Source organism: Streptomyces sp. NPDC048111, assembly GCF_043202815.1.
Classification (GTDB): Bacteria; Actinomycetota; Actinomycetes; order Streptomycetales; family Streptomycetaceae; genus Streptomyces.
On sequence record NZ_JBIDBD010000021.1, the window covers coordinates 22,559 to 45,748 of the forward strand.

The window sequence follows — 23,190 nt, forward strand, 5'->3', positions numbered from 1 at the left end:
TTCGATGCCTCCAACTGACTACTTGAGTGGAACTGGCTCAAGGATGCATCACCAGTTCCGGCTCGTCAACAGAGCTGAGTCACCGGGGCTCAAGTTTTATCCTGGGCTTATCCGCAAGCGCAGCCATAAGCCCAGGTCACCGCAGATGTCGGCGGATCACCGGGGCCCTGCGGAACACGTCCCAGAAGTGGTCCGGAGCCGCTCCTACCCCACCGCCGCCGCCTGCGCGGGCACCTGCTCGCCGGGCACCGGGGCGTCCTCGCGCAGCAGCACCAGGTCGCAGCGGAGCATCCGGCCCTCGCGCGGGTCGGTCAGGCCCGGCTCCAGGGACATCAGGGTCAGGCCCAGCTCCTCGCGGGTGAGCGCGAGCAGGTCGTCGAAGAGCCGGCCGCCCTCGAAGAGCGGCACCAGCGGCGTCCCGATCCGCACCCCGCAGATCTCGTCCGCGAACCGCCCCGCGCCGCCCAGGACTTGGGCCTCGTAGCCCTGCACGTCGAGCTGCACGAAAACCCGCTCGCCCGGCGCGGTCACCTGCTCCCACACCTCGTCGAGGCGCCGCGTCTCCACGATGACGTCGCCGGTGTACGCGCTGCGCGGGGCCGCCGCGCGATGGCGGGGCAGCATCGGGAGCAGGGAGCTGGCGGGGCCGTCGGTGCCGGAGATGTTGAGGGTGGCGGTGCCGCTGTGGTCGCCGAGCGCGTACGGCAGCACGCTCCAGTTGTCGTCGAGGGCGGCGCGGTGGCGCAGTTCGGCGCGGGGGCGGCGCAGCGGTTCGAAGGAGACGATGCGGCCCCGGTAGCCGGCCTCGCGCAGCCGGGCGCCGAAGTCGCCGCGGTGCGCGCCGACGTCGAGGACCAGGTCGATCTCGTACCGCGCGAGCAGCCGGACCAGGTCGTGGCCGCCGGGGCGGTGGCGGACCACGTCGATGCCGAGGCGGCGCAGGCCGCGGTGCACAAGGCGCGGGAGGGTGGTCGTCACGTGCGTACTGCTCCCTGCTGGAAGGGGGTTGGTCGGCGGCCGGTTCGTCCCCGGCCCCGGGCGAGGTCGGCGGGCGCGGAGTTCATCCCCGGCCCCCGGCGAAATCGGCGGGCGCGGCGGCGCTCTCGGGGGTGCGGGCGTGGGGGGTGCGCCGGCGCGAGGCGGGTCCGTACACGGGCACCCGCAGGAGCAGCACCACGGCGAGGGGCACGAGCAGGGCCAGCGGCAGGACCGCGACGGGGGCGACGCGTCCGTCGTGGACCTGGAGCGCGACCAGGGTCGCGGCGAGCGCCGCGCCGCCGAGCACGACGGCCGAACCCTGGGTGGTGAGGCCGAGTTTGCGCAGCCGGTGGGCGATGTGGTCGCCGCCGCCGCGCAGCAGCGGACGGCCCGCCCGGCGCCGCGAGAGCAGGACCAGAACGGTGTCGGTCAGCACCAGGAGGGTCAGCGCGAAGAGTTCGGCGGTGGTGCGCGCGCCGGGCGCCCCGGCGTGCACGGTGACCGCGCAGGAGGCGAGCAGGAAACCGGTGAACAGGGAGCCGCAGTGGCCGAGGTGGATGCGGGCCGGGTGCCAGTTGTGCACCAGGAATCCGGTGAGGGCCGCGGCCAGCACGCTCAGGAGCAGCCCGTGCCCCGGGCGCCCGTCCGCGATGGCGCACACGGCGAGGCCGAGCGCGGTGACGGCGGCGACCGCGCCCATCGCGCCGTCGGAGTTGTCCAGGAGCCGGAAGGCGTTGGTGACGAACACGATCCACACCACCGCCAGCACGCCCGCGCCCGGCGAGAGCCCGGCGAGCGTGACCACCGCCGTGGCGGCGGCGGCCTCCACCCCGAGCCTGACCCGTACGCCCAGCGGCCTCAGGTCCCCGATCAGGCCGAGCAGCGCGACCGCACCGGCCGCGGCGAGCAGCGGGGCCACGCCGTCGCCGAGGGCCGCGACGCCGAGCAGCGGGCCGGCCACGGCGACCCCGAGGGTGGCGAGCGCGACGGCGATGCCGCCCAGGTGCGGGGTGGTGTCACGGCCGGCGCGGCCGAACCGCAGCATCAGGGTGCGGATCAGGGCAGCGAGCAGGGCGGTCAGTACGAGGGCCGCCGTCGCGGCCGCGAGTCCGTGCAGCATGTCGGCCGCCCCCTCAGCCGAGGTGCTGCCCGGCCGGGGAGGCGGCGGGCGCTCGCAGACCGGGCAGGACGACGGGGGCCTCGCCGCGGGCCCGGGCGATCGCCGCGTCCAGGACCTCGTCGAGGCCGCGGGCCGGGTGCCATCCGGTGAGGTCGCGCAGCGGCGCCGGGTCCAGGGCGCGGGCGGCGGCCCTGCGGTACGCCTCGTGCGGCACCCGGTCGACGACATGGGGGAAGTGGCGGACGGGCGAGGCGGAGCCGCTGCGGGCCAGCACGCGTTCGGCCAGGTCGAGCACCGCGATCTCCTCGGTGCCCGCGATGTCGAACTCGGCGCCGCCCGCGCCGGGGTGGGCGAGCAGCGCGATCAGCGCCGTGACGGCGTCGGCCACGTCGAGGAAGCGGCAGGTCCTGCCGCCGTCGCCGTGCACCGCGAGCGGCTCGCCCGCGACGGCCCGGCGCACCAGGCGGGTCAGCAGGGTGGCGTGCACCGGGGACTGGCGGGGCCCGACGGTGTCGCCGTGGCGGACGACGGTGGCGCCCACGGCCGTCTCGCCGCGGCCGTCCGCCGCCGCGGTCAGCAGCTTCCTGCCGTGGAGCAGCGCGGCGGCGCCGACCGCGCCGGTGACGGGCGCGAGGTGGACCACGCTGTCGCAGCGCCCGACGAGCTCACCGGCGAGCCGCTCGTCGAGGACCGAGCCGCGGACGAAGCGCAACCGCGGATCGGACCAGGCGGCGGCGAGGTTGGCGCGGGCGCCGGTGGACAGGTCGTCGAGGACGACCACGGTGTGGCCCTGGCCGAGCAGCGCATCGGCGAGGTGCGAGCCGATGAATCCGGCACCACCGGTGACGAGGTACGTGGCGGGAGCTGGCATGGGGACGCCCATTCGGTTCGAGTGCGGTCCGATCGTCGTGGCCGACAACAAGTTAGTTTGTTATGTCCCCATATGTGGTGAATAACACGATGGATATCCGGCGGCGAACCGGCACCGACCAAGGGCACGCTGAGCGACACAGATCACCGCCTGCGCGGCTACAGTGCGGCGTCAGAAGTGGGTACGCTCAGGTGGACTGGGTAAGTTACTGCTTAGTAATTCCGGTAGTCCCCGGTCATCCCGTACGAGCCCGTCCCCGAAACCCACCTCGCAGGCCCGAGGAGCCCCCTCATGCAACTCGCCGCGATCATCGTGTCGCTGGTCCTTATCGCGGTCGGCGTAGCGCTGTTCGGCCGTGCCGTCGTGCAGATCTACCGCTTCGTGCGGCTCGGCCAGAACGTTCCGGCCGGCACGCGCACGAACGACCCCACCCGGCGCACGATCACCGTGGTCAAGGAGTTCCTCGGCCATACGCGCATGAACAAGTGGGGCATCGTCGGCTTCGCGCACTGGTTCGTGGCGGTGGGCTTCTTCTCGCTGCTCCTGACGATCGTCAACGCCATCGGCCAGCTCTTCCAGGCCGACTGGATCCTGCCGGTCATCGGCGACTGGCCGCCGTACAACATGTTCGTCGAGTTCCTCGGCACCATGACGACGCTCGGCATCCTGACCCTGATCGTCATCCGCCAGCTGAACCGGCCGGGCCGCCCGGGCCGCAAGTCCCGCTTCGCGGGCTCGAACACGGGCCAGGCGTACTTCGTCGAGGCCGTCATCCTCATCGTCGGCGTCTGCATCTTCACGCTGCACGCCCTCGAAGGCGCCCAGCACCACGTCGACTCCTACGAGGCCTCGTTCTTCGTCTCATACCCGGTCGTCGCCTGGTTCCGCGGCATGGACCTCTCCACGCTGCAGAACCTCACCTACTTCTTCGCCGGCCTGAAGATCGCCACGTCCTTCATCTGGATGATCACGGTCGCGCTGAAGACCGACATGGGCGTGGCCTGGCACCGCTTCCTGGCCTTCCCCAACATCTTCTTCAAGCGCGAGGCCGAGGGCGGCGTCGCGCTCGGCGCGCTCCAGCCGATGGCCTCCAACGGCGAGCTGGTCGACTTCGAGGACCCGGGCGAGGACGACGTCTACGGCGTCTCGCAGATCGAGCACTTCTCCTGGAAGGGCATCCTCGACTTCTCCACCTGCACCGAGTGCGGCCGCTGCCAGTCGCAGTGCCCCGCCTGGAACACGGGCAAGCCGCTCTCGCCCAAGCTGCTCATCATGTCCCTGCGCGACCACGCGCACGCCAAGGCCCCGTACCTGCTGGCCGGCGGCGGCAAGGACATGGAGGGGAATGAAAAGGCGACCGAGGAGCAGCTGAAGGACGTCCCGGCGGCGGCCCTCGCCGAGGCCGAGCGCCCGCTCATCGGCACCGTCGAAGAGAACGGCGTCATCGACCCGGACGTCCTGTGGTCCTGCACCACCTGCGGCGCCTGCGTCGAGCAGTGCCCGGTCGACATCGAGCACATCGACCACATCGTCGACATGCGCCGCTACCAGGTGATGATCGAGTCCGCGTTCCCGTCCGAGGCGGGCACGATGCTCAAGAACCTGGAGAAGAAGGGCAACCCCTGGGGTCTCGCCAAGAAGCAGCGCGTCGAGTGGACCAAGGAGGTCGACTTCGAGGTCCCGATCGTCGGCAAGGACATCGAGGACCTCACCGAGGTCGACTACCTGTACTGGGTCGGCTGCGCGGGCGCCCTGGAGGACCGGGCGAAGAAGACCACCAAGGCCTTCGCGGAGCTGCTGCACATGGCGGGCGTCAAGTTCGCCATCATGGGCGGCGACGAGAAGTGCACCGGCGACTCGGCCCGCCGCCTCGGCAACGAGCCGCTGTTCCAGCAGCTCGGCCAGGAGAACGTGGCCATGCTGAACATGGCGTACGGCGAGGACGATGAGGACGAGTCGACCAAGAAGCCGAAGTCGGCGAAGAAGATCGTCGCGACCTGCCCGCACTGCTTCAACACCATCGCCAACGAATACCCGCAGCTGGGCGGCGAGTTCGAGGTCATCCACCACACGCAGCTGCTCCAGCACCTCATCGACGAGGGCAAGCTGGTCCCCGTCACCCCGGTCGACGGTCTGATCACGTACCACGACCCGTGCTACCTGGGCCGCCACAACAAGGTCTACACGCCTCCGCGCGAGATCATGTCGGCCGTCCCGGGCCTGCGCCAGCAGGAGATGCACCGCCACAAGGAGCGCGGCTTCTGCTGCGGCGCCGGTGGTGCGCGGATGTGGATGGAGGAGCGGATCGGCAAGCGCATCAACAACGAGCGCGTCGACGAGGCCCTGTCCCTCAACCCGGACATCGTCTCGACCGCCTGCCCGTTCTGCCTCGTCATGCTGACCGACTCGGTCAACGGCAAGAAGAACGACGGCAAGGCGAACGAGAACCTCCAGGTGGTGGACGTGGCCCAGCTGCTCCTCGACTCGGTGAAGACCCCGGCCGACCCGGCGGGCACCGCCGAGGCGGAGGCGGAGCCGGAGCCCGAGCCGGCGAAGTAGCCGCACCCCTCGGCCCGCAGGAACAAGGAAGCGGCCGGCCCTGCCCCTCAAGGCAGAGCCGGCCGCTTCTGGCGTACGGGGGTACGGGGGTGCCTGGTGCGGCACGGCTCCGGTCGTACGGGGGTACGGGGGTGCCTGGTGCCGCACGGCTCCGGCGGTGCGAGGGAGGGGCTGGGTCAGCCCTGCTCCCCGCGGCGGCGCAGCATCGCGAAGCCGAGGCCGGCCGCGCCCGCGGCGGCGAGTCCGCCCCCGGCCGCGAGCAGGGGCGCCTGGTCCGAGGACGCGCCCTCGACGCCCTCGGCACCGGCCTTGACGCCGCCCTTGGGCACGACCCCGGTCACCGCGCGGTCCGCGGTGGGCAGCTCGCGCTGCGCCTGCTGGGTCCGCTGCGACTGCTGCTTCTTGCCGTCCTTCTGGTCCGTCTGCTGCTTCTGGTCCTTCTGGTCCTTCTGAACGGTGTACTTCTCGATCAGCCGGCCGCCGAAGTCGTAGACCCAACTGTTCCCGCCGTTGCGGCCGTCGATGACGACGAACTTGTAGAAGCCCTTGCCGGCGTCGACGATCTTGTACGTCCAGCCGTCGTGGAACACCGACGGGTGTGACAGGTCGAGCGTGCTGAGAGCGTTGCCATTGGTCTGGGCGATCTCGACGCGGGGCCCGTGCGAGGTCTTGAGGAGCTGGGCGGCGCGTCCGTCGGGCATCGTGATCCGCACCGAGGAGACGACGCCGGACTTCGTGCGCTCGTCCTTCGTGTCGTCGCCCTTCCTCTCCTCCTCCTTCTTCTTCTCGCCGTCCTTCTTGTCGTCCTTCTTGCCGCCGTCGATCCAGGAGGTGACCGTGCCGTCCGGGTTCAGGACGACGTGCAGGCCGTTGTTCTGTCCCGTGGCGGAGGCGCCCTTGGCGACGAGGGTGTCGAGCTTGGCGCCGTCGGCCCAGATCTCGGCCTCGTAGTGGTTCTGGCCGAGCCGGTAGACCTTGGCGACGGACCCGTCCGCGAGCTTGACGGACGTGACGAAGGAACGGACGTCCTTGTCACCGTCGCCCTTGGCGTTCTGCCCGTCCTTCTTGGCGTCGTCCTTCTTGGCGTCGTCCTTCTTGGCGTCGTCCGTGCCGGGCGGCACCTGCTCCTTGTGGCGGGCGGCATCGGCGTCGGGCCGATCGCTCGGCCGGGTCTGCCCGTCGGACGGAGCGGCGGGCGAGTCGGCGAAGGCGGCGCCGGCCGGGAGGGCCAGGGCGGCGACGGCCCCGGTGGCGATGGCGGCGGCTCGGAGGGTACGGCGGGTGGCGCGCATGGGTGCTCTTCCTCGTGACGTGGAGGGATGAAGTGTGCCCGTCATGCCGCATTCACCCTTGTTGAAGTGCTTTGCGGCGGTGACATCGCCCAAGTTACGAGTGCCGTATTTGCGTCATGCGTAGGCCGTGTAACGACTGCCTCCAGCTTGGACGGCAGGCGTGTAAATCGGTCGCAATTCAACCAAAACGCACCCACCCCATCCGTCTCCCGGTGTCCCTTAGGGGATGTCACAGGTCAGCCGCAAAGGCGCCCGGTTCCGGCCGCCCCCGGTTGGCGTCCCGGCGGAACAGGTACGTTCGATTCGTGGCTGGATTCAGGATCGGACGCGGCGGCGACAACAACCGCCCCCCGCGGCAACCGCAACAGCAAGGGCAGCAGCAGGCACCGGCACAGCAGTGGCCCGGTGGCCGGCCGCAGCCGCAGTACGGGAACGGGCAGGGGCACGCACAACAGCGACCTCAGGGTTACGGGCAGGGGCAGCAGCCCCCGCGGTACGCGCAGCCGCCGCACGGGAGCGGACAGCCGCCGTACGGCGACGGGCAGCCGCAGTACCGGCAGCAGCCCTACCCGCAGCAGGACGAGCCGGAGTACTTCGGCGACCCGTACTACCAGGGCCAGGGCCAGCCGCAGGGCTACGCCCCCGCCCAGGACCCGTACGCGAACAACCCGGGCCACACCCAGGCGTTCAACATCGGCGAGGACCCGTACGGCGACGGCGCGACCTACCGCGCGGGCGCGGCACCGGCCCAGCCGAGCGGCCCGCGGCTGCCGTGGAAGGAACTCGTGTCCGGCATGGTGATGCGGCCGGGTCCGACGTTCTGGCAGATGCGGGACTATCCGGTGTGGGGCCCGGCGCTGATCATCACGTTCCTCTACGGAATGCTGGCGATCTTCGGCTTCGACCAGGCGCGTGAGGACGTCATCTCCACCACGCTGTCCAAGGCGGTGCCGGTGGTCCTCGTCACCGGTGTGGTGTTCGTGGTCGGCGGCCTGATCCTCGGTGCGGTGACGCACACGATGGCCCGTCAGCTCGGCGGCGACGGCGCGTGGCAGCCGACGGTGGGCCTCTCCATGCTGATCATGTCCCTGACGGACGCCCCGCGTCTGCTCCTGGCCCTGTTCCTCGGCGGCGACAACGGCCTGGTCCAGGTGATCGGCTGGGCGACCTGGCTGGCGGCGGGCGCGCTGTTCACGTCGATGGTGAGCAAGTCCCACGACCTGCCGTGGCCGAAGGCGCTGGGCGCCTCGGCGATCCAGCTGGTGGCGCTGCTCTCGCTGATCAAGCTGGGCACGTTCTAGCCGCAGGCCGCACGCGGGCCGCCCGCAGACGCGGGGCGCTGCCCGGTGGGCACGCGGACCGACCGTACGCACCACACGAAGGGGCCCCGCCGTTCACCCGGCGGGGCCCCTTCGCGCATGCGTCACGCGGGAGCGGTCAGGCGTCCAGCACCTGGCCCTCGCGGCGGACCACCGGGGGCTCGACGCTCCACGGGAAGTTGATCCAGTCGTCCGTGCGCTTCCAGACGTACTCGCACTTCACCAGCGAGTGGGACTTCTCGTAGATGACGGCGCTGCGGACCTCGGCGACGTGGTCGAGGCAGAAGTCGTGCACGAGCTTCAGCGTCTTGCCGGTGTCGGCCACGTCGTCCGTGATGAGGACCTTCTTGCCGGAGAAGTCGATGGCGTTGGGCACCGGGGCCAGCATGACCGGCATTTCGAGCGTGGTGCCCACACCGGTGTAGAACTCGACGTTCACCAGGTGGATGTTCTTGCAGTCGAGCGCGTAGGCGAGACCGCCGGCGACGAAGACGCCGCCGCGCGCGATGGACACCACGATGTCGGGCTCGTAGCCGTCGTCGGCGATGGTCTGCGCGAGCTCGCGGACGGCCCCGCCGAACTTCTCGTAGGTGAGGTTCTCGCGCACGTCGTTCTGGTCGTTCATGCTCACACCTGGGTCCGATGGAAATTGAGGAAGGACCGCGAGGCGGTGGGCCCACGCTGGCCTTGGTAACGCGAGCCGTACCGCTGGGACCCGTAGGGCTCCTCGGCGGACGACGTCAGCCGGAACAGACACAGCTGCCCGATCTTCATCCCCGGCCACAGCTTGATGGGCAGCGTGGCGACGTTGGAGAGTTCAAGGGTCACGTGTCCGGAGAAGCCGGGGTCGATGAACCCGGCGGTGGAGTGCGTGACGAGCCCGAGCCGCCCGAGCGAGCTCTTGCCCTCCAGCCGGCTGGCCAGGTCGTCGGGGAGCGTGATGACCTCGTACGTCGAGGCGAGCACGAACTCCCCGGGGTGCAGGATGAACGCCTCGTCACCCTCGGGCTCGACGAGCCGGGTCAGGTCGGCCTGCTCGACGGCGGGGTCGATGTGCGGGTAGCGGTGGTTCTCGAACACCCGGAAGAAGCGGTCGAGGCGCACGTCGATGCTGGACGGCTGCACCATGGATTCGTCGTAGGGATCGATCCGTACCCGCCCGGCGTCGATCTCGGCCCGGATGTCCTTGTCTGAGAGAAGCACGCCCCGAGGATACGCAAGGCGCGCGGCCCCGCCCCAATCGGACGACCCCGCGCGCCTGCACTGCACCGCCGCTGCGGCTCCCGCGCTACCGCAGCCCTACCGCCGCGTCAGCGCTGCTCGACCAGAACCGGCACAGCGTGCCGCAATCGCGCACAACGCGGACACCGGATGAGTCGGCCCGGTCCGATGCGCCCGGAGCCGAGCTGCTGCATCGGAAACGAATCGGTGGCGAAGACATGCCCTTCGGCGCAGCGGACGACGGTGCGCTCCAACGAGTCCATCAAGTCGCTCAAGTCCCTTCCCCAACAAGCGTGGACGGAGAAAACACCACATTAGGGGATGAACGGGACGGCATCGCACGCGGCACTCCGACCACGCACCCGCCCTCCACCGTACGCCCCAACTCCCGGCCCCCACACGGCGATCCCACCCGGACCCCGAGCCCGCCGGTCCCCGCCGGCACCCCGCCCGATCCGCGCCGGCACCCTGCGAAGACCCCGTGACAGCACGAAGGCCCTCGGTGAAACCACCGGGGGCCGGGCATGGGGTAGAGTGAGCGACGACCGCTCCCGCATCGGGAACGATCATGCGAGTGTAGTTTAATGGTAGAACATAAGCTTCCCAAGCTTAGAGCGCGGGTTCGATTCCCGTCACTCGCTCCATAACGAAGGCCCTGGTCAGTGACCGGGGCCTTGTTTGTCATCTAGACCAAATTCGGGCACTTTTGGGGACGCCGTGCCTTCGTCGTGCCAGGTGACATCGGAGGGCCAACCGAAGGGACGCCGACGGGCTCTGCTGGCTGGACCGGCGTCCGGTCGTCGCCGGGCCTCGCGGTCGGCCACCTGCGCACCGCCCCTGGACGCGAGCAACCCCAGCACCTGCCGGGCCGCCAACGGTCGGGGCAGGGGTGGCTACGGGCGTCACTGAGGGGCCGCAGGGAGCTCCGGAGTAAGCAACTCCAACGCCTCCTCCCAGTGGAAGCGGTCGGCACCGCCGCCGGCCTTCGGACGGTGCGGCTCGTACGAGCCGATCAGGACGCCCATCTCGCGCAGCCGGTCCAGGCTCTGGCTGTATGCGGGGTGGGCGGCCTGCGCCGAGTTCAGGTACGGCAGCACAGCCGTCGGGATGCCGAAGCCGTGCGCCTCGCACAGGATGCCCAGCGCCAAGGTGTCGGAGATCCCCGCCGCCCACTTGTTGATCGTGTTGAAGGTGGCTGGGGCCACCGCGATGGCGTCCGCGGGCGGCAGAGGTCGCGGATCGCCGGGCGAGCGCCAGGCCGAACGGATCGGGTACCCGGTCTGCGCCTCGACCGCCTCGGCGTCTATGAAGCCGAGGCCCTGCGGAGTGGCCACCACACCCACGTCCCAGTTGGCCTCCTGAGCCGCGGTGATCAGCTTCCCGACGTCACCGGCGATTCCGGCCGCGCACACGACGACGTACAAGAAGGGCTTCTTGATCTGCTGGTCGGGCTGATCGCTCACGCGGGGGCTCCCAGTTGACGGCTGAAGTGATGCAGTTCCGGCAGGGTACGGCGGCGGTCACGGGCTGCCATGTCGGCAACCAGTTCCCGGACGGCGGGGCGGCGGACGTCCTGAGCCGCGCAGTTCTCGGCGATGCGCAGGGCCTGGTAGCCGTCGGCGAGGCGGCCCCGCTGGCTGTAGGCGCGGGCGGCCTCCACCCAGAGGGCTGCCCGCCGCTCGGGAGCAGGAATGTGGCGCCGCATGAGGGGGCCGGCGGTCTCCAGGGCGACGCCCGCGTCACCGAAAGCGTTGGCCGCGCTGACGGCGTGCAGGGCGACATTGGTGGGGCTGAAGTTGGCCCATGCGTCAGGGCGGTCGAGGGCTACGTAGCGGGCAACGTCCGTCGCCTCGGTCAGGAAGTCCTTGGCGGCAGAGCGGTCGCCGCCGCTGCTGGCCGCGGTGACGCCGCGCAGGAGCAGCAGGCCCAGGGCCGCGAGATAGCGCGGGGAGCGCTGGTCGTAGCCGCCGGTCCCGGCTGCAGCCTGTGCGGCATGGCGTGCCTTGCGGGAGGCCGGATCATCGGGCGGAGCGTCCGGGCCGTCAGCGGCGGCGAGGCTCTCCTGGGCCAGGTCGGGGTGGAGCTGCACCTCGCACCGGTCGACCGTCCACTCGGCCAGCAGCTCGGACCGCTCCAGCAACTCTCCCACCACCGAACGGACCGCCTCCTCGGCGAACTCCAATGCCGGAGCGTCCACGAATATCCTCAGCAACGCCCCACCCGGATAGACCGCCACGATCGTCTCGTGAAGGTCGGCCTCCATCCCGTCCGGGCCTTCGATGCCCTCCACCGAGTCGAGCCCGGATTCAAGGATCGCCACCGCGCCTGCGCGTTGCAGGGGGTCCATCTCCGGAGCACCCTCCGGGATGTGGGTTTCCACGCTCACCACGTATGTCACGACGATCAGCGTGGCAGGCCGGGACCATGCCGTGGGGAAAACGGCCCATTCCGGAGCGCCCTTGCTCTCGCAACCCGACTCGCCCATCACACGAACTCGCGCACGTCACGAGTGGATCCGAGAGGCCATCGCGCCTCCCCCGACCGCCTCGGCCACCACGTGCCCCAACCGTGCCCTCCAGACCGGAAAAACCCGGTCAACAACGGTGCAGCTCAGTCCGCTCCAGGGGACCATCAAAGCCACGTTTTCGCAGGTCAGGCAGCCCACCAGCCCGGCAGAACCCGTTGATTCCCAAGCTTAGAGCGCGGGTTCGATTACCCCGTCACTCGCTCCAACACCAAGGCCCAGGTCACCGACCCGGGCCTTTTTGCTGTGCTGCCGCCAGCGGGGCCCGGCGGCGAGACCCGGGCGCCCGGCACTATGGGTGTCATGACAGCGGTGCGGGAGTGGGGTTACGGCGGTACGGAGCTGGCCTGGCTGAAGGCCGGGCTCGCGGGGTGCGCGGGCGAGGGGCATGTGGTTGCCGAACTCGTGCCGAGCGGGTTCGAGGCGTACCTGCGGGTCTTCCACCGGTTCGAGGCGTCGGACGGCTCCGGGCGGACCCGGTCGTGGCGAGCGTGGGCGGAGGCCGGCGGGGTGCGGTTCCACGCCGAGTTGTCGCACTGGTCGCTGCCGGACGACGGCCGGGGACCGGGCGGCACCCCACACTGGTACGCGGGGACGGGACAGCCGGACGAACGGACCCGGCGAGCCCTGGTCCGCGTGCTCGCCGAGGCGACCGGCGCACAGCCCGTCTTCTTCGCCTACGACCTGGCAGCCGTGCTGTCGGGCTCGGACGAGCCGATGGTCCGGCGCTCCTCGCTCGATCAGCTGGAGGCGGTACGTGAGGAGATGACCGCCGAGCTGGGAGGCGCGGAGGGCCCTGAGTTCTGGTGGCCCGAGGATCGCAGCTGGGTGGTCACCAGCGACTACGACCTGCTCTCCACGTATGTCGGATGCTCGGCTACGGTCGCCGAGCGAATATTGGGCAGCGACGAGATCGAGGCACTGCCTGTGACGCTGCGGACCCGCGTCGACGGGGATGCGGACCGGCTCAATTCGCGGGCCTGAAGGGCCACAGGGGAGGTGCTCAACCCGCGGGTTCGATTCCCGTCACTCGCTCCAACACCAAGGCCCAGGTCACCGACCCGGGCCTTTTTGCTGTGCTGCCGCCAGCGGGGCCCGGTGGGGGTGACCGTCGACGAGGCGACCTCGCTGGTTGTGGGCGCGGGCGCCTCCACCCGGAACGCTGCCGCCGCTGCGGCGCGGGGATGTGGCGCCGCACCACGGGGGCTTCGATCGGTTGATCGCCTGTACGTCCTCAGAGTGCTGGGCCCTGCGAACTCGTACAGGGGACCCGTTGCCTAGCGCCGGCCGAGGGTGACGTGCGCGATGGGCCACCGTCCGGGGAGACTGGCGGACGGGACAACGCGCCGGCGTGCCGCTTGAGGGAGGGGCGAGATGGCAGACAAGAACAGTCGGTGGAATCACCCGCACTGGCACCTGTTGATCGTGATACCGCTTCTGATCTTCCTGGTCACTGAAGACAACACGATCACGCGGTGCCTCCTGGCTTCAGCGCTCACGCTGGCGGCCGTCCGCTACGGGCGCGACTCGGCAGCGTGGGCCCGCGCCAAGGCCGCACCCGACCATGCGATCAGCGGCTGGCAACCCACAGGCGCGGACGGCAGCGGTCGGGGCAGAGCCTCAGCGACCGACCGGCCAAGTTGCGGCGGACGCTGACCGCCGTCGACAGGGCCTCCCGCGTCGTCCCGTCCCTGCACGAACCCCTCCCGGGGCGTCAACAACCCCCAGGGGAGGCCGCCCCGATGGAAGCGGGGGCCGGGGGTGTGCAGCAGCCGGGGGTTGGGTGGGTGGGGGCGGTGAGGGTGTCGAAGAGGCCTGCTCCGCCGCACACTCCGGTCTCCGGCAGGGTCAACTCCACGCGTCCGGCCGCCTCTTGGTCACCCGCGAGGGCCGCGGCGATGGAGCGGACCTGTTCGTACCCGGTCATGGCGAGGAAGGTGGGGGCGCGGCCGTAGGACTTCATGCCGACCAGGTAGGCGCCCTGTTCGGGGTGGGCGAGCTCTGCCGCGCCGTGGGGCTGGACGGTGCCGCAGGAGTGGACGTTGGGGTCGATCAGCGGGGCCAGTCCGGCCGGGGCCTGGAGGCGTTCGTCGAGGGAGAGGCGGAGTTCCTCGACGTACGAGAGGTCGGGGCGGAAGCCGGTGAGGCCGATGACCTCATCGACCGGGTCGAGGCGGCGGCCGTCCTCGCCGACCAGGACGAGCCGGTCTCCGTCCCGTTCGACGGAGGTGGTGCGGAAGCCGGTCACCGCGTCCGCGTGCCCGTTGTCGACGGCGGCCCTGGCGGCCAGGCCGAGGGCGCCGCGCGCGGGCAGTTGGTCGGCGCTGCCACCGCCGAAGGTGGAGCCGCTGATGCCGCGCCGCAGGATCCACACCGCGTGCGTCCCGGGGGCCTCATCGGCCAGCTCCGCCAATTGGGCCAGGGCCGTGAAGGCGGAGGCGCCCGAGCCGACGACGGCGGTGCGCCTGCCCGCGTAACGGGCCCGTACGGCCGGGTCCTTGAGGTCGGGGACGCGGTAGGAGACCCGGTCGGCCACCGCGCGCTCGCCGAGTGCCGGGAGTCCGTCGCCGCCCAGCGGGCCGGGGGCCGACCACGTACCGGAGGCGTCGATCACGGCCCGGGCCAGGAGGCGCTGCTCACTGCCGTCGGCGTGCCGGACGTGGACGGTGAACGGCTGGGCCGCACGGTCGGCGTCGACCACGCGGTCGCGGCCGGTGCGCGAGACGCCGGTGACGCGGGCGCCGTAGCGGACCCGGTCGCCCAGGGCGTCGGCGAGCGGCTGGAGGTACTGGACCGCCCAGTCGCCGCCGGTCGGGTAGGCGGCGGGGTCGGGCCTGACCCAGCCGGTGGGGGCGAGCAGCTTCTCGGCTGCGGGGTCGACGAGTTCGGCCCAGCTGGAGAAGAGGCGTACGTGCGCCCACTCGCGTACGGCGGCTCCGGCTACCGCGCCCGCCTCCAGGACGACCGGCTCGATGTCGCGCTCGGCGAGCCGCGCGGCGGCGGCAAGACCGATCGGGCCGGCGCCGATGACGATGACGATGACGGTGCCCGTCCCGGTGCTGGTGCCGGTGCCGGTGCTGGTGCCGGACCCGGTGGTGCTGGGGGGTGGTGGGGTGAGGGCGGGGGCGTCCTCGATGCTCTGGGCCCCCGCGGCGGCCCCGGACTGCTCGGACGCCCCGGGCTTCGCCCCGCTCACGGGCCGCGCGGGGCCCTCTCCCCCGGGCTGCACCGCGCCCACGGACCGCGCGGCGTTCACGGACTGCTCAGCGTTCTCACTCATCGGGTGCTCCACGGCTGCATGACATGGCTGGACACAACCCCCGCCGATCTTCTGATTCGACGTTTGTCGATGTCCTTGACACCCCGAGCTTGGCTCACGCATCGACGGGTGTCAATATTGACGTATGTCGAATCCACAACGGACGGAGCTTCCGGTCCTCAACGGAACTGGCAAGCCTGGCCGGCCCCGCCGGCCCGACCAGCCCGCGGCGCCCTGCTGCCCACCCCTGAACGAGCGCCCCTTGACGGCGGACGAGGCCGAGCCGGCCGCGAAGATGTTCAAGGCGCTCGGCGATCCCATCCGGCTGCGGCTGTTCTCCGCGGTCGCCTCGCACGAGGGCGGCGAGGCGTGCGTGTGCGACATCTCCGATGTCGGGGTCTCCCAGCCGACGGTCTCCCACCACTTGAAGAAGCTCAAGGACGCCGGGCTGCTCAGCTCCGAGCGGCGCGGGACATGGGTCTACTACCGTGTCGAGCCCGGCGTGCTGGCCGCGATGGGCCGGCTCCTGACCACCGCCGCACGCTGATCCAGCCCCCGCGCCCGCGCACCCGTCCAGCGCCACGGGCCTCCGCCCACACCCACGTCCAGGCCCAGGGCCAGGGCCCACGCCCACACCCGCACCCACGTCCAGGCCCAGGGCCAGGGCCCACGCCCACACCCGGGCCCACGTCCAGGCCCAGGGCCTCCGCCCACACCCGGGCCCGCGTTCAGGCCCACGCCCACCGCGCCCGCGCCCGCGCCCCCGCCCCCGCCCCCGCCCCCGCCCACACAGGATCCGTACCGTGTCCGCTCACACCGCCCCGGCGCCCTTCACCGTCGTACCGCTCCGGGCCGCGCACGCCGACGAAGTGCTCGCGATCTACCAGGCCGGGATCGACGAGGGCAACGCGACGTTCGAGACCACCGCGCCCACCTGGGGCGCCTTCGACGCGGCGAAGCCCGCCGGGCACCGGTTCGCCGCGCTCGACACCGGCGGTGCGGTCGTGGGGTGGATCGCCGCGACGGCGGTCTCCGACCGCTGCGCGTACGCCGGGGTCGTCGAGTACTCGGTGTACGTCCACCCCGGGGCCCGGGGCCGCGGGGTCGCCTCCGCTCTGCTGGAGGCGCTGATCGCCTCGACGGAGGCGGCGGGGATCTGGACCATCCAGTCCGGCATCTTCCCCGAGAACACCGCCAGCCTCGCCGTGCACGAGCGGGCGGGCTTCCGCGTCATCGGCACCCGCGAACGCATCGGCCGCCACCACGGCGTCTGGCGCGACGTCGTCCTGGTGGAGCGCCGCAGCCCGGCCATCTCCTGACCCACCCGGGCCCGGGCCCGCCCCCGAATGCCCTGGCGCAACCCGACCCCGCACGCCCCGACCCCGTACGCCCCGAAGCGACCCGGCCCCGTACGGCCAACCCCGCCGGGCCCAACGCGACCCGCAACGCCCCGCCCCGCCCCGCCCGCAGCGACCCCAACTCGCCTACCGCGCCCCGAACTTCGCGCGCCACGCCAGTGATACGTACACGAGCGCCACCAGCACCGGCACCTCGATCAGCGGGCCGACCACGCCGGACAGGGCCTCGCCGCTGGTGACGCCGAAGGTGGCGATGGCGACCGCGATGGCCAGCTCGAAGTTGTTGCCGGCCGCCGTGAAGGCGAGGGTCGCGGTGCGCTCGTACGGCAGGCCGATGGCCCTGCCCAGCGCGAAGGTGCCGAACCACATGAGGGCGAAGTAGGCGAGCAGCGGCAGGGCGATCCGGGCGACGTCCACCGGCCGTGACGTGATCGTGCCGCCCTGGAGGGCGAAGAGGACGACGATCGTGAAGAGCAACCCGTAGAGGGCCCAAGGGCCGATCCTGGGAAGGAAGTTGGACTCGTACTTCGCGCGGCCCAGCCTGTTCTCGCCGATGCGCCGGGTGAGGAATCCGGCGGCGAGCGGGACGCCGAGGAAGATGACGACGTTCAGCGCGATCTTCCACAGCGGGATGTCGAGGTGCCGGCCGTCCCCGAGGCCCAGCCAGTTCGGCAGCAGGTCGAGGTAGAGCCAGCCCAGCAGGCCGAACGCCACTACCTGGAACACGGAGTTGAGGGCGACGAGGACGGCGGCGGCCTCGCGGTCACCGCAGGCGAGGTCGTTCCAGATGATGACCATGGCGATGCAGCGGGCGAGCCCGACGATGATCAACCCGGTGCGGTACTCGGGCAGGTCCGCCAGGAAGATCCAGGCCAGCGCGAACATCACGGCCGGGCCGATCAGCCAGTTGACGACGAGCGAGGAGACCATCAGCCCGCGGTCGCCGGTCACGGCGTCGAGCCTGTCGTAGCGCACCTTGGCCAGGACCGGATACATCATGACCAGCAGGCCGATGGCGATCGGGAGCGAGACGCCGCCGATCTCGACCTCGGCGAGGGCGTCGTCGAGGCCCGGGACCAGGCGTCCGAGCCCCAGGCCCACGGCCATGGCGAGCAGGATCCACACCGCCAGGAACCGGTCGAGCGTGGAGAGCCTGGCGACGATCGAGGCGTCCTGATCGCCACCGGGCGCAGAGGCGGCGCCGCCCGGCGCGGAGGCGCTGCCGGGTGGGGAGGCGGAGGCTGAACCGGGTTCCGACGCGGTCATCAGCAGGCCCGCCTTCGGTCCGTCTCGACGGTGGTACGAGCGGTGGCGGCCAGCTCGCCGAACGCGCCGGACAGCGTCTCCAGGATCTCCGGGCGCAGCTTGTAGTAGGTGAAGCGGCCGCAGGGCTCGGTCTCCACCACGCCCGCCTCGCGCAGCACGCGCAGGTGGTTGGAGAGGTTCGTCTGCCGCGCTCCCGTCTCCGCCACGAGGTGGGTCGTGCAGAGGGTCTCGTGGGCGAGGAGGGTCACGATCCGGAGCCGGAGCGGGTCGGCAAGGATGCGGACCAGATCAGTGGTGGCTGATGTCAGCATGTGCTGATACTTTCACATCGGTGGTCGACGGTGCCACCAGGCGCCGATCTGCCTGCCGCCCCAACCCTGCGAGCCCCCCGAAACAGGTGACCCCGCCCATGCCGTCCGAGAAACCCGCCGTGCTGTTCGTCTGCGTCCACAACGCCGGCCGCTCCCAGATGGCCGCCGCCTGGCTGGCGCACCTGGCCGGGGACCGCGTCGAGGTCCGCTCCGCGGGCTCGAACCCGGGCGCCGCCGTGAACCCGGCCGCCGTCGCGGCGATGGCGGAGGTGGGCATCGACATCTCCGCCGAGGTCCCCAAGGTCCTGACCGTGGACGCGGTCGAGGAGGCGGACGTCTGCATCACCATGGGCTGCGGCGACACCTGCCCGGTCTTCCCCGGCAAGCGGTACCTGGACTGGAAGGTGGACGATCCGGCCGGCCAGGGAGTCGAGGCCGTCCGCCCGATCCGCGACGAGATCAGAGCACTGGTCGAGCACCTCATCACGGAGCTCGCCCCCCACTGACCGGCCCCGCTGACCGCACCGGGCCGGACGCCCTGCGGAGCCGCCCCGGCGCGGGCGCCGGCCGGGAGGGCCGGGCTACGCCGCGGAGCGGCTCCGACGGCAGGGGTCAGTCCCGCGTCGACCGGGTCGACCGGTCGTAGCGCGCCCGCCCCACCCCCGCCGCGATCGTCAGCGGGATCGTCAGGAGGGCGGCCGTCAGGAACAGGCCCCGGTACGCGTGGTGTTCCGCGGGGCCCGCGGCGATGGCGCTCGCCAGGGCGCTGCCGACGTACAGGGCCAAACCGAACATCGCGACGCCGGTGGCCCGGGCCGCCGGGGACAGGCCGGTCGCCCAGGACTGGATCGTGGAGTGCATGAACGACCAGCCGCCGCCGAGCAGCAGCGTGCACACCACCAGCGCGGGCACCGACCGGCTGGCCGCCGCGAGGCCGAAGGCCAGGGCCATCTGCGCCCCGCCGACCACCATCAGCCGCACCGGCGTCCAGCGCCCCACAAGCCGCTTCACCGTCTGGGCCGCGGCCATCGAGCCCACCCCGTACAGCGCGGACACCGCACCGGCCAGCGTCGCCGACGCCCCCTGGGCCTCCAGGGCGGGCGCGATGTACGTCAAGAAGCCCAGCAGGACCGCGCCTTCGAGCATGGCCACCGCCATCACGTACCACTGCCAGCGCGAGCGCAGGACGACCTTGAACGGGGCGAGCAGCGCTCCCGGCGCCGCCCGCGGGGGCTCCGGCAGGCGGCGCAGGGCGAAGGCCAGGTAGGCGGCGATCACGCCGGGCAGCGCGAAGACGAGACGCCAGCTCACGTAGTGCGCCAGGGCGCCGGCGACGACGGTCGCCACGGCCGTGCCCAGGGCGAACGCCGTCATCAGCTCGCTCAGCGGGCGCTGGCGGACCGCCGCCGGCACGGTGTCACCGATGTAGGTGATGGACGCGGCGATGGAGGCGGCGAAGAACGCGCCGGCCGCGGCCCGCGCCACGATCAGCACCGTCGCGTCGGGCGCGAGCACCGAGCAGAACGCGGCGACCGCCGCGCCGGCCAGGGAGATCCGCATGACGCGCACCCGGCCGAGCCGGTCGCTGGCCAGTCCCCACACCGGCTGCATCAGGCCGTAGGCGAGGAAGTAGCCGCTGGCCGCGAGCATCACCGTCGGCAGCGGAACGCCCAGTTGGGTGCCGATGAGCAGCAGCATCGGGGTGATGCAGAAGCGGTCGAAGTTGCTGACGAACCCGGCGGCCCGCAGCAGCCGTAACGAGGCGGCGGGCAGGGCGGGCAGCGCGGGCGGCACCGGCAGGGCGGGCTGCGCGGGCCGCGCCCGGTCGGCGGGCCCCGCCGAGTCGGTGGTGTCCGTAGGGGTGTCCATGACGGCTCTCCTTGTGGCATCGCTGCCGGTCTTCTCGTGGCATCACGGCCCGTGTTCTCGTTGCATCACGGCCCGTGTTCTCGTGACAGCACGGCCCGTGTTCTCGTGGCATCACGGCCGGTCTTCGTCCGGTCCCGCACCAGACTCGGCCGCGCCCGGCCGGACCGGGTGGGGCCGGTCCGGCCGGGCCGGGGCCGAGGGCCCGGCCGGGCTGCTGGTTCCAGCTCATCACCGCCGGTGAGCAGCGCGGACCCGTAGCCGATTACCCTTGCTCACACCCTGGGAACGCGGGGCGAGGGGGGACCATGAGCGGCGGCGCGGGCAGCGTCCGGGACCGGGAACTGGGCGCGTTCCTGCGCTCGCGGCGCGAGCGGCTGACGCCCGCCGAGGTGGGGCTGCCCGGGTCCGCGCGGCGGCGCACGCCGGGGCTGCGGCGCGAGGAGGTCGCGGAACTCGCCGGGATCAGCGGGTCCTGGTACGCGTGGCTGGAGCAGGGCCGGGTGCGCACCTCGGAGCAGGTGCTCCGGTCGGTGGCGCGGGCGCTGCGCCTGGACGCGGACGAGACCGCGCACGTGCTGTCGTTCCTGGAGCACGCGGCGCGGGACGAACACCCGCCGGGCTGGGTCTCGCGCAACCTGCTGACCCTGGTGGAGGCGCTGGCGCCCAACCCCGCCGTGGTGCTCGACCCGCACTGGGACCTGCTGGCCTGGAACTCGGGGTACGCGGCCCTGCTCACCGATCCGGCCAGGCTCGCGCCCAAGCAGCGCAACCTGCTGTGGCTGGTGTTCCGCTGGGCGCCCGCCCGTACGCTGCTGGCCAGTTGGGAACCCGAGGCGCGCAGCCTGCTGGGCCAGTTCCGGGCGAAGGCCGCGCGGCACCCCGAGGACGGCCGGTACGCCGAGATCACCGCGGAACTGCTCGCCGACCCGGACGCGGCGCGCTGGTACGGCCGCCGGGAGACCTCGGCGTTCCATCCCGCCGTACGCCACTTCCGGCATCCGGCCGCCGGCGATCTGCGGCTGCGCTACGTCAAGCTCGCCGCCGTGGACGAGCCGGGCCATCATCTGCTCGCCTATCTGCCCGACGACCCGGCGACGCAGCAGGCCCTGGGAGCGCTGGGGGCGCCGGGAACGCCGGGCCCCTGAGCGGGCTGCTCAGCACGCCCCGCCCACTGCCGCCCCGCGCAGCACCCCCCACTCACCGACGTCCCGCCCCGCGCACCGCCGCCCCGCCTGCCGGGGGCACGCGGGGCGGCGGGAGCGCGGGGCGGCGGTGCGCGGGACCGCTCAGGAGGTGAGCACCGCCTTCATCACCGACCCGTCCGCGACCGCCCCGAGCGCCTCCGCGTGCCGCTCCAGCGGGAACGGCGTGACCAGGCTCGCCAGGTCGAAGCGGGCGGTGAGGGCGGGCAACAGGCGTACGTACTCCACGAGATGGGCCCCGGTGAAGGCCCAGGAGCCGATGACGTCCAGCTGCCGGTGCACGATCTGGTGCGGGTTGATCAGGGTGTCGCCCGCGTCCGTGTACTGGCCGATGATCAGGTAGCTGCCGCCCCGGCGGGGCAGGCTCAGCCCCTGGCCGACCGCGGCCGGCACCCCGGCGCACTCGATGACCAGGTCCGCCCCGTCTCCCCCGGTGGCGTCCTTGACCTGGCGCAGGACGTCCGCGGGGTCGTCCGCCCCGGCGATGTCCAGGTGGACGTCACCGATGCCGGCCGCCGCCGCCCGTTCGAGCCGCGAGGCCGGGCCGCCCACGACAACCACCTTGGCGGCACCGGCCAGTTGGGCGAACGCCGCCGCCGCGAGTCCGACCGGGCCACTGCCCTGCACCACCACGGTCTCGCCGAGCCGCACCGGCCGCCGCTCGTACAGGGCGTGCGCCACCGTGGGCCCGGCGCAGGCCAGCGACATGGCGGCGAGCGGATCGATGCCCTCGGGCACCTTGATGACGGCGGTGCCGGGCTGCAGCACGATGTGGTCGGCCCAGGCGCCGGAGAGCTCGGGGCCGCTGTCCAGGGCGCGGTTGACGCCGTAGGTGCGGCGCTGCTCGCACAGCGTCGGCTCCCGGTGCAGCCGGCAGGGCGGGCAGACGCCGCAGGCGATGGAGGAGGCCCACATCACCGTGTCACCGGCCGCGAGCGGCGCCCCGGTGGCGTCGCGGTGCGTCCCGGCACCCAACTCCCGTACCGTGCCCAGGCCTTCGTGGCCGAGGACCAGCGGGACGGGGATGTCGAGGTGTCCCTGCCCCAGGTGCAGATCGGTGCCGCAGACGCCGCCGTATCCACAGGCGACGATCATGCCGCCGTCGGGTGCCGGCGGGATCGCGAACTCCCGCAGCGCCAAAGGCGAGTTGAACTCCTCCAGGACGACGGCGCGTCCGGTGCGGGGCGTCACGACGCCACCGTACGCAGCGCGAGCGCCTCGGAGAAGGGCGCGTCCAGGGGGCGCAGCGGCTCGGTGTCGCGGCACACCACGTAGTCCGGCCGCGGCTCGCCCGCCGGCCGCGGCAGGTTGGCCGTGTCGTTGTAGGTGGCGATCAGCAGGCGGCGGGCGAACGGCGACATGTTGGGGGCCGAGCCGTGCACGATCTCCGGCGAGAACAGCACCACGGAGCCGGCCGGCCCCTTGGGGCTGGTCATGCCGTGCCGGTCGACGAGCGTGGCGAGCTGCTCCGGGGTGAGCGAGATGTCGTCGGGGTCGAGATGCTGCTCGGACTTGGCGGTGGCCGCACGGCCCTCGCGGACGAGCCCCTCGCGGTGCGAGCCCGGCAGGAAGATGACGGGTCCGTTGAACTCGGTGACGTCGTCGAGGAAGACGCCGATGCTGATCTGGCGCGGCGCGGGCAGCCCGTCGGCCAGCCGCCAGGCGAGGTAGTCCTGGTGCCAGGCCCACTTGTCGCCGCCGAAGGCCGGCTTGGCGTTGATCTTGAACTGGTAGATGTACACGTCGTCGGTGAGCAGCTGCTGCACCGCCGGCAGGATGCGCGGGTCGCGGACCAGGCCGGCGTACTCGGGCTGGCGCTGGTGCGAGGAGTAGACCGCGCGCACCTCGGTGCCGCCGTCCTCGGTCACCAGCTGCGGTCCGGGAACCTTGGTGTCGCGGTCGAGGGCCGCCCGCAGCGTGTCCACCTCCCGGGGGTCGAGGAGGGCTTCCAGCGTCAGGAATCCCTGGTCGTGGTACTGGTCGACCTGGTGCCGGGTCAGTCGCATGGGTGTGTTCTCCTGAGTGTGGGGTGTGTCGGTGC

General features: G+C 72.0%; 22 protein-coding genes and 1 tRNA gene. 9 read left to right on the forward strand and 14 right to left on the reverse strand.

The annotated features are described in order from the left end of the window. Positions 1 to 204: 204 nt before the first annotated feature. The 3 genes from ACGF3I_RS26300 to ACGF3I_RS26310 all read right to left on the reverse strand — a co-directional run bounded on the left by ACGF3I_RS26300 (position 205) and on the right by ACGF3I_RS26310 (position 2,969). On the reverse strand, positions 205 to 978 hold the full coding sequence (locus ACGF3I_RS26300; RefSeq protein ID WP_393136084.1) for an FkbM family methyltransferase: 774 nt from the start codon (positions 976 to 978) through the stop codon (positions 205 to 207). Positions 979 to 1,060: 82 nt separating this feature from the next. Next, the gene (locus ACGF3I_RS26305; RefSeq protein WP_393136086.1) at positions 1,061 to 2,098 is read right to left on the reverse strand and encodes an MraY family glycosyltransferase; all 1,038 of its coding nucleotides are present in this window, start codon (positions 2,096 to 2,098) and stop codon (positions 1,061 to 1,063) included. 13 nt (positions 2,099 to 2,111) lie between these two features. Next, the gene (locus ACGF3I_RS26310; protein ID WP_393136088.1) at positions 2,112 to 2,969 is read right to left on the reverse strand and encodes an NAD-dependent epimerase/dehydratase family protein; all 858 of its coding nucleotides are present in this window, start codon (positions 2,967 to 2,969) and stop codon (positions 2,112 to 2,114) included. A 291-nt stretch (positions 2,970 to 3,260) separates the two neighbouring features. Between ACGF3I_RS26310 and ACGF3I_RS26315 the strand changes: the two genes are divergently transcribed. Then, on the forward strand, positions 3,261 to 5,528 hold the full coding sequence (locus ACGF3I_RS26315; RefSeq protein ID WP_393136090.1) for a (Fe-S)-binding protein: 2,268 nt from the start codon (positions 3,261 to 3,263) through the stop codon (positions 5,526 to 5,528). Between the two features lie 176 nt (positions 5,529 to 5,704). Here the strand turns inward: ACGF3I_RS26315 and ACGF3I_RS26320 are convergent, their stop codons facing one another. Continuing rightward, a complete protein-coding gene (locus ACGF3I_RS26320) occupies positions 5,705 to 6,820 on the reverse strand; it encodes a hypothetical protein (protein WP_393136092.1) in 1,116 nt (371 codons plus the stop codon). A 305-nt stretch (positions 6,821 to 7,125) separates the two neighbouring features. Between ACGF3I_RS26320 and ACGF3I_RS26325 the strand changes: the two genes are divergently transcribed. Continuing rightward, complete coding sequence (locus ACGF3I_RS26325) at positions 7,126 to 8,121, forward strand: Yip1 family protein (RefSeq protein WP_393136093.1); 996 nt, start codon at positions 7,126 to 7,128, stop codon at positions 8,119 to 8,121. 136 nt (positions 8,122 to 8,257) lie between these two features. On the opposite strand, the gene ACGF3I_RS26330 is transcribed toward ACGF3I_RS26325, so the two are convergent. Beyond that, on the reverse strand, positions 8,258 to 8,764 hold the full coding sequence (locus ACGF3I_RS26330; RefSeq protein WP_393136095.1) for a phosphoribosyltransferase: 507 nt from the start codon (positions 8,762 to 8,764) through the stop codon (positions 8,258 to 8,260). A gap of 2 nt (positions 8,765 to 8,766) precedes the next feature. Continuing rightward, on the reverse strand, positions 8,767 to 9,342 hold the full coding sequence (gene dcd / locus ACGF3I_RS26335) for a dCTP deaminase (RefSeq protein WP_120722610.1): 576 nt from the start codon (positions 9,340 to 9,342) through the stop codon (positions 8,767 to 8,769). Between the two features lie 588 nt (positions 9,343 to 9,930). Between dcd and ACGF3I_RS26340 the strand changes: the two genes are divergently transcribed. After that, positions 9,931 to 10,004 (forward strand) — tRNA-Gly (locus tag ACGF3I_RS26340). Positions 10,005 to 10,262: 258 nt separating this feature from the next. On the opposite strand, the gene ACGF3I_RS26345 is transcribed toward ACGF3I_RS26340, so the two are convergent. After that, positions 10,263 to 10,823 carry a flavoprotein gene (locus ACGF3I_RS26345; RefSeq protein ID WP_393136097.1) on the reverse strand — a complete coding sequence of 187 codons (561 nt, stop codon included), beginning with the start codon at positions 10,821 to 10,823 and terminating at the stop codon, positions 10,263 to 10,265. Then, on the reverse strand, positions 10,820 to 11,758 hold the full coding sequence (locus ACGF3I_RS26350) for a hypothetical protein (RefSeq protein ID WP_393136099.1): 939 nt from the start codon (positions 11,756 to 11,758) through the stop codon (positions 10,820 to 10,822). The genes ACGF3I_RS26345 and ACGF3I_RS26350 overlap by 4 nt, the downstream gene beginning before the upstream one ends. 429 nt (positions 11,759 to 12,187) lie before the next feature. On the opposite strand from ACGF3I_RS26350, the gene ACGF3I_RS26355 reads away from it, so the two are divergent. Both ACGF3I_RS26355 and ACGF3I_RS26360 read left to right on the forward strand, forming a co-directional pair. Further along, positions 12,188 to 12,868 carry a hypothetical protein gene (locus ACGF3I_RS26355; protein WP_393136101.1) on the forward strand — a complete coding sequence of 227 codons (681 nt, stop codon included), beginning with the start codon at positions 12,188 to 12,190 and terminating at the stop codon, positions 12,866 to 12,868. 390 nt (positions 12,869 to 13,258) lie between these two features. After that, complete coding sequence (locus ACGF3I_RS26360) at positions 13,259 to 13,540, forward strand: hypothetical protein (RefSeq protein ID WP_393136102.1); 282 nt, start codon at positions 13,259 to 13,261, stop codon at positions 13,538 to 13,540. A 58-nt stretch (positions 13,541 to 13,598) separates the two neighbouring features. Here the strand turns inward: ACGF3I_RS26360 and ACGF3I_RS26365 are convergent, their stop codons facing one another. Beyond that, a complete protein-coding gene (locus tag ACGF3I_RS26365) occupies positions 13,599 to 15,164 on the reverse strand; it encodes an NAD(P)-binding domain-containing protein (protein WP_393136104.1) in 1,566 nt (521 codons plus the stop codon). A gap of 124 nt (positions 15,165 to 15,288) precedes the next feature. Here ACGF3I_RS26365 and ACGF3I_RS26370 point away from each other — a divergent pair, with 124 nt between their 5' ends. After that, on the forward strand, positions 15,289 to 15,690 hold the full coding sequence (locus ACGF3I_RS26370; RefSeq protein WP_393136106.1) for an ArsR/SmtB family transcription factor: 402 nt from the start codon (positions 15,289 to 15,291) through the stop codon (positions 15,688 to 15,690). A 256-nt stretch (positions 15,691 to 15,946) separates the two neighbouring features. Next, the gene (locus ACGF3I_RS26375) at positions 15,947 to 16,462 is read left to right on the forward strand and encodes a GNAT family N-acetyltransferase (RefSeq protein ID WP_393136107.1); all 516 of its coding nucleotides are present in this window, start codon (positions 15,947 to 15,949) and stop codon (positions 16,460 to 16,462) included. A 165-nt stretch (positions 16,463 to 16,627) separates the two neighbouring features. On the opposite strand, the gene arsB is transcribed toward ACGF3I_RS26375, so the two are convergent. Together arsB and ACGF3I_RS26385 are read right to left on the reverse strand one after the other, a co-directional pair. Further along, positions 16,628 to 17,767 (reverse strand): ACR3 family arsenite efflux transporter, encoded by a 1,140-nt coding sequence (arsB, locus tag ACGF3I_RS26380; RefSeq protein WP_393136109.1) that lies wholly within the window; start codon positions 17,765 to 17,767, stop codon positions 16,628 to 16,630. Continuing rightward, a complete protein-coding gene (locus tag ACGF3I_RS26385) occupies positions 17,767 to 18,078 on the reverse strand; it encodes an ArsR/SmtB family transcription factor (protein ID WP_393136111.1) in 312 nt (103 codons plus the stop codon). The genes arsB and ACGF3I_RS26385 overlap by 1 nt, the downstream gene beginning before the upstream one ends. 98 nt (positions 18,079 to 18,176) lie before the next feature. Here ACGF3I_RS26385 and ACGF3I_RS26390 point away from each other — a divergent pair, with 98 nt between their 5' ends. Continuing rightward, positions 18,177 to 18,584, forward strand: a complete 408-nt coding sequence (locus ACGF3I_RS26390) for an arsenate reductase ArsC (RefSeq protein WP_393136113.1) — start codon at positions 18,177 to 18,179, stop codon at positions 18,582 to 18,584. 106 nt (positions 18,585 to 18,690) lie between these two features. Here the strand turns inward: ACGF3I_RS26390 and ACGF3I_RS26395 are convergent, their stop codons facing one another. Continuing rightward, positions 18,691 to 19,947, reverse strand: a complete 1,257-nt coding sequence (locus tag ACGF3I_RS26395) for an MFS transporter (RefSeq protein ID WP_393136115.1) — start codon at positions 19,945 to 19,947, stop codon at positions 18,691 to 18,693. 305 nt (positions 19,948 to 20,252) lie between these two features. Here ACGF3I_RS26395 and ACGF3I_RS26400 point away from each other — a divergent pair, with 305 nt between their 5' ends. Then, entirely contained in the window at positions 20,253 to 21,092 is an 840-nt protein-coding gene (locus ACGF3I_RS26400; protein ID WP_393136117.1) for a helix-turn-helix domain-containing protein, read from the forward strand. Positions 21,093 to 21,233: 141 nt separating this feature from the next. Here ACGF3I_RS26400 and ACGF3I_RS26405 read toward each other — a convergent pair whose 3' ends face one another. Then, a complete protein-coding gene (locus ACGF3I_RS26405) occupies positions 21,234 to 22,340 on the reverse strand; it encodes a zinc-binding dehydrogenase (protein WP_393136119.1) in 1,107 nt (368 codons plus the stop codon). Then, positions 22,337 to 23,155, reverse strand: coding sequence for a phytanoyl-CoA dioxygenase family protein (locus ACGF3I_RS26410; protein ID WP_393136121.1), 819 nt, complete (start codon positions 23,153 to 23,155; stop codon positions 22,337 to 22,339). Before ACGF3I_RS26410 ends, ACGF3I_RS26405 begins: the two co-directional genes overlap by 4 nt. Positions 23,156 to 23,190: the final 35 nt, after the last annotated feature.

Coding starts and splice junctions, on each gene's coding strand:
- ACGF3I_RS26305 (WP_393136086.1), bottom strand. CDS start 2,098: ATGCTGCACGGACTCGCGGCCGCGACGGCGGCCCTCGTACTGACCGCC.
- ACGF3I_RS26320 (WP_393136092.1), bottom strand. CDS start 6,820: ATGCGCGCCACCCGCCGTACCCTCCGAGCCGCCGCCATCGCCACCGGG.
- ACGF3I_RS26390 (WP_393136113.1), top strand. CDS start 18,177: ATGCCGTCCGAGAAACCCGCCGTGCTGTTCGTCTGCGTCCACAACGCC.
- arsB (WP_393136109.1), bottom strand. CDS start 17,767: ATGACCGCGTCGGAACCCGGTTCAGCCTCCGCCTCCCCACCCGGCAGC.
- ACGF3I_RS26395 (WP_393136115.1), bottom strand. CDS start 19,947: ATGGACACCCCTACGGACACCACCGACTCGGCGGGGCCCGCCGACCGG.
- ACGF3I_RS26360 (WP_393136102.1), top strand. CDS start 13,259: ATGGCAGACAAGAACAGTCGGTGGAATCACCCGCACTGGCACCTGTTG.
- ACGF3I_RS26315 (WP_393136090.1), top strand. CDS start 3,261: ATGCAACTCGCCGCGATCATCGTGTCGCTGGTCCTTATCGCGGTCGGC.
- ACGF3I_RS26370 (WP_393136106.1), top strand. CDS start 15,289: ATGTCGAATCCACAACGGACGGAGCTTCCGGTCCTCAACGGAACTGGC.
- ACGF3I_RS26410 (WP_393136121.1), bottom strand. CDS start 23,155: ATGCGACTGACCCGGCACCAGGTCGACCAGTACCACGACCAGGGATTC.
- ACGF3I_RS26385 (WP_393136111.1), bottom strand. CDS start 18,078: ATGCTGACATCAGCCACCACTGATCTGGTCCGCATCCTTGCCGACCCG.
- ACGF3I_RS26400 (WP_393136117.1), top strand. CDS start 20,253: ATGAGCGGCGGCGCGGGCAGCGTCCGGGACCGGGAACTGGGCGCGTTC.
- ACGF3I_RS26310 (WP_393136088.1), bottom strand. CDS start 2,969: ATGCCAGCTCCCGCCACGTACCTCGTCACCGGTGGTGCCGGATTCATC.
- ACGF3I_RS26355 (WP_393136101.1), top strand. CDS start 12,188: ATGACAGCGGTGCGGGAGTGGGGTTACGGCGGTACGGAGCTGGCCTGG.
- ACGF3I_RS26330 (WP_393136095.1), bottom strand. CDS start 8,764: ATGAACGACCAGAACGACGTGCGCGAGAACCTCACCTACGAGAAGTTC.
- ACGF3I_RS26365 (WP_393136104.1), bottom strand. CDS start 15,164: ATGAGTGAGAACGCTGAGCAGTCCGTGAACGCCGCGCGGTCCGTGGGC.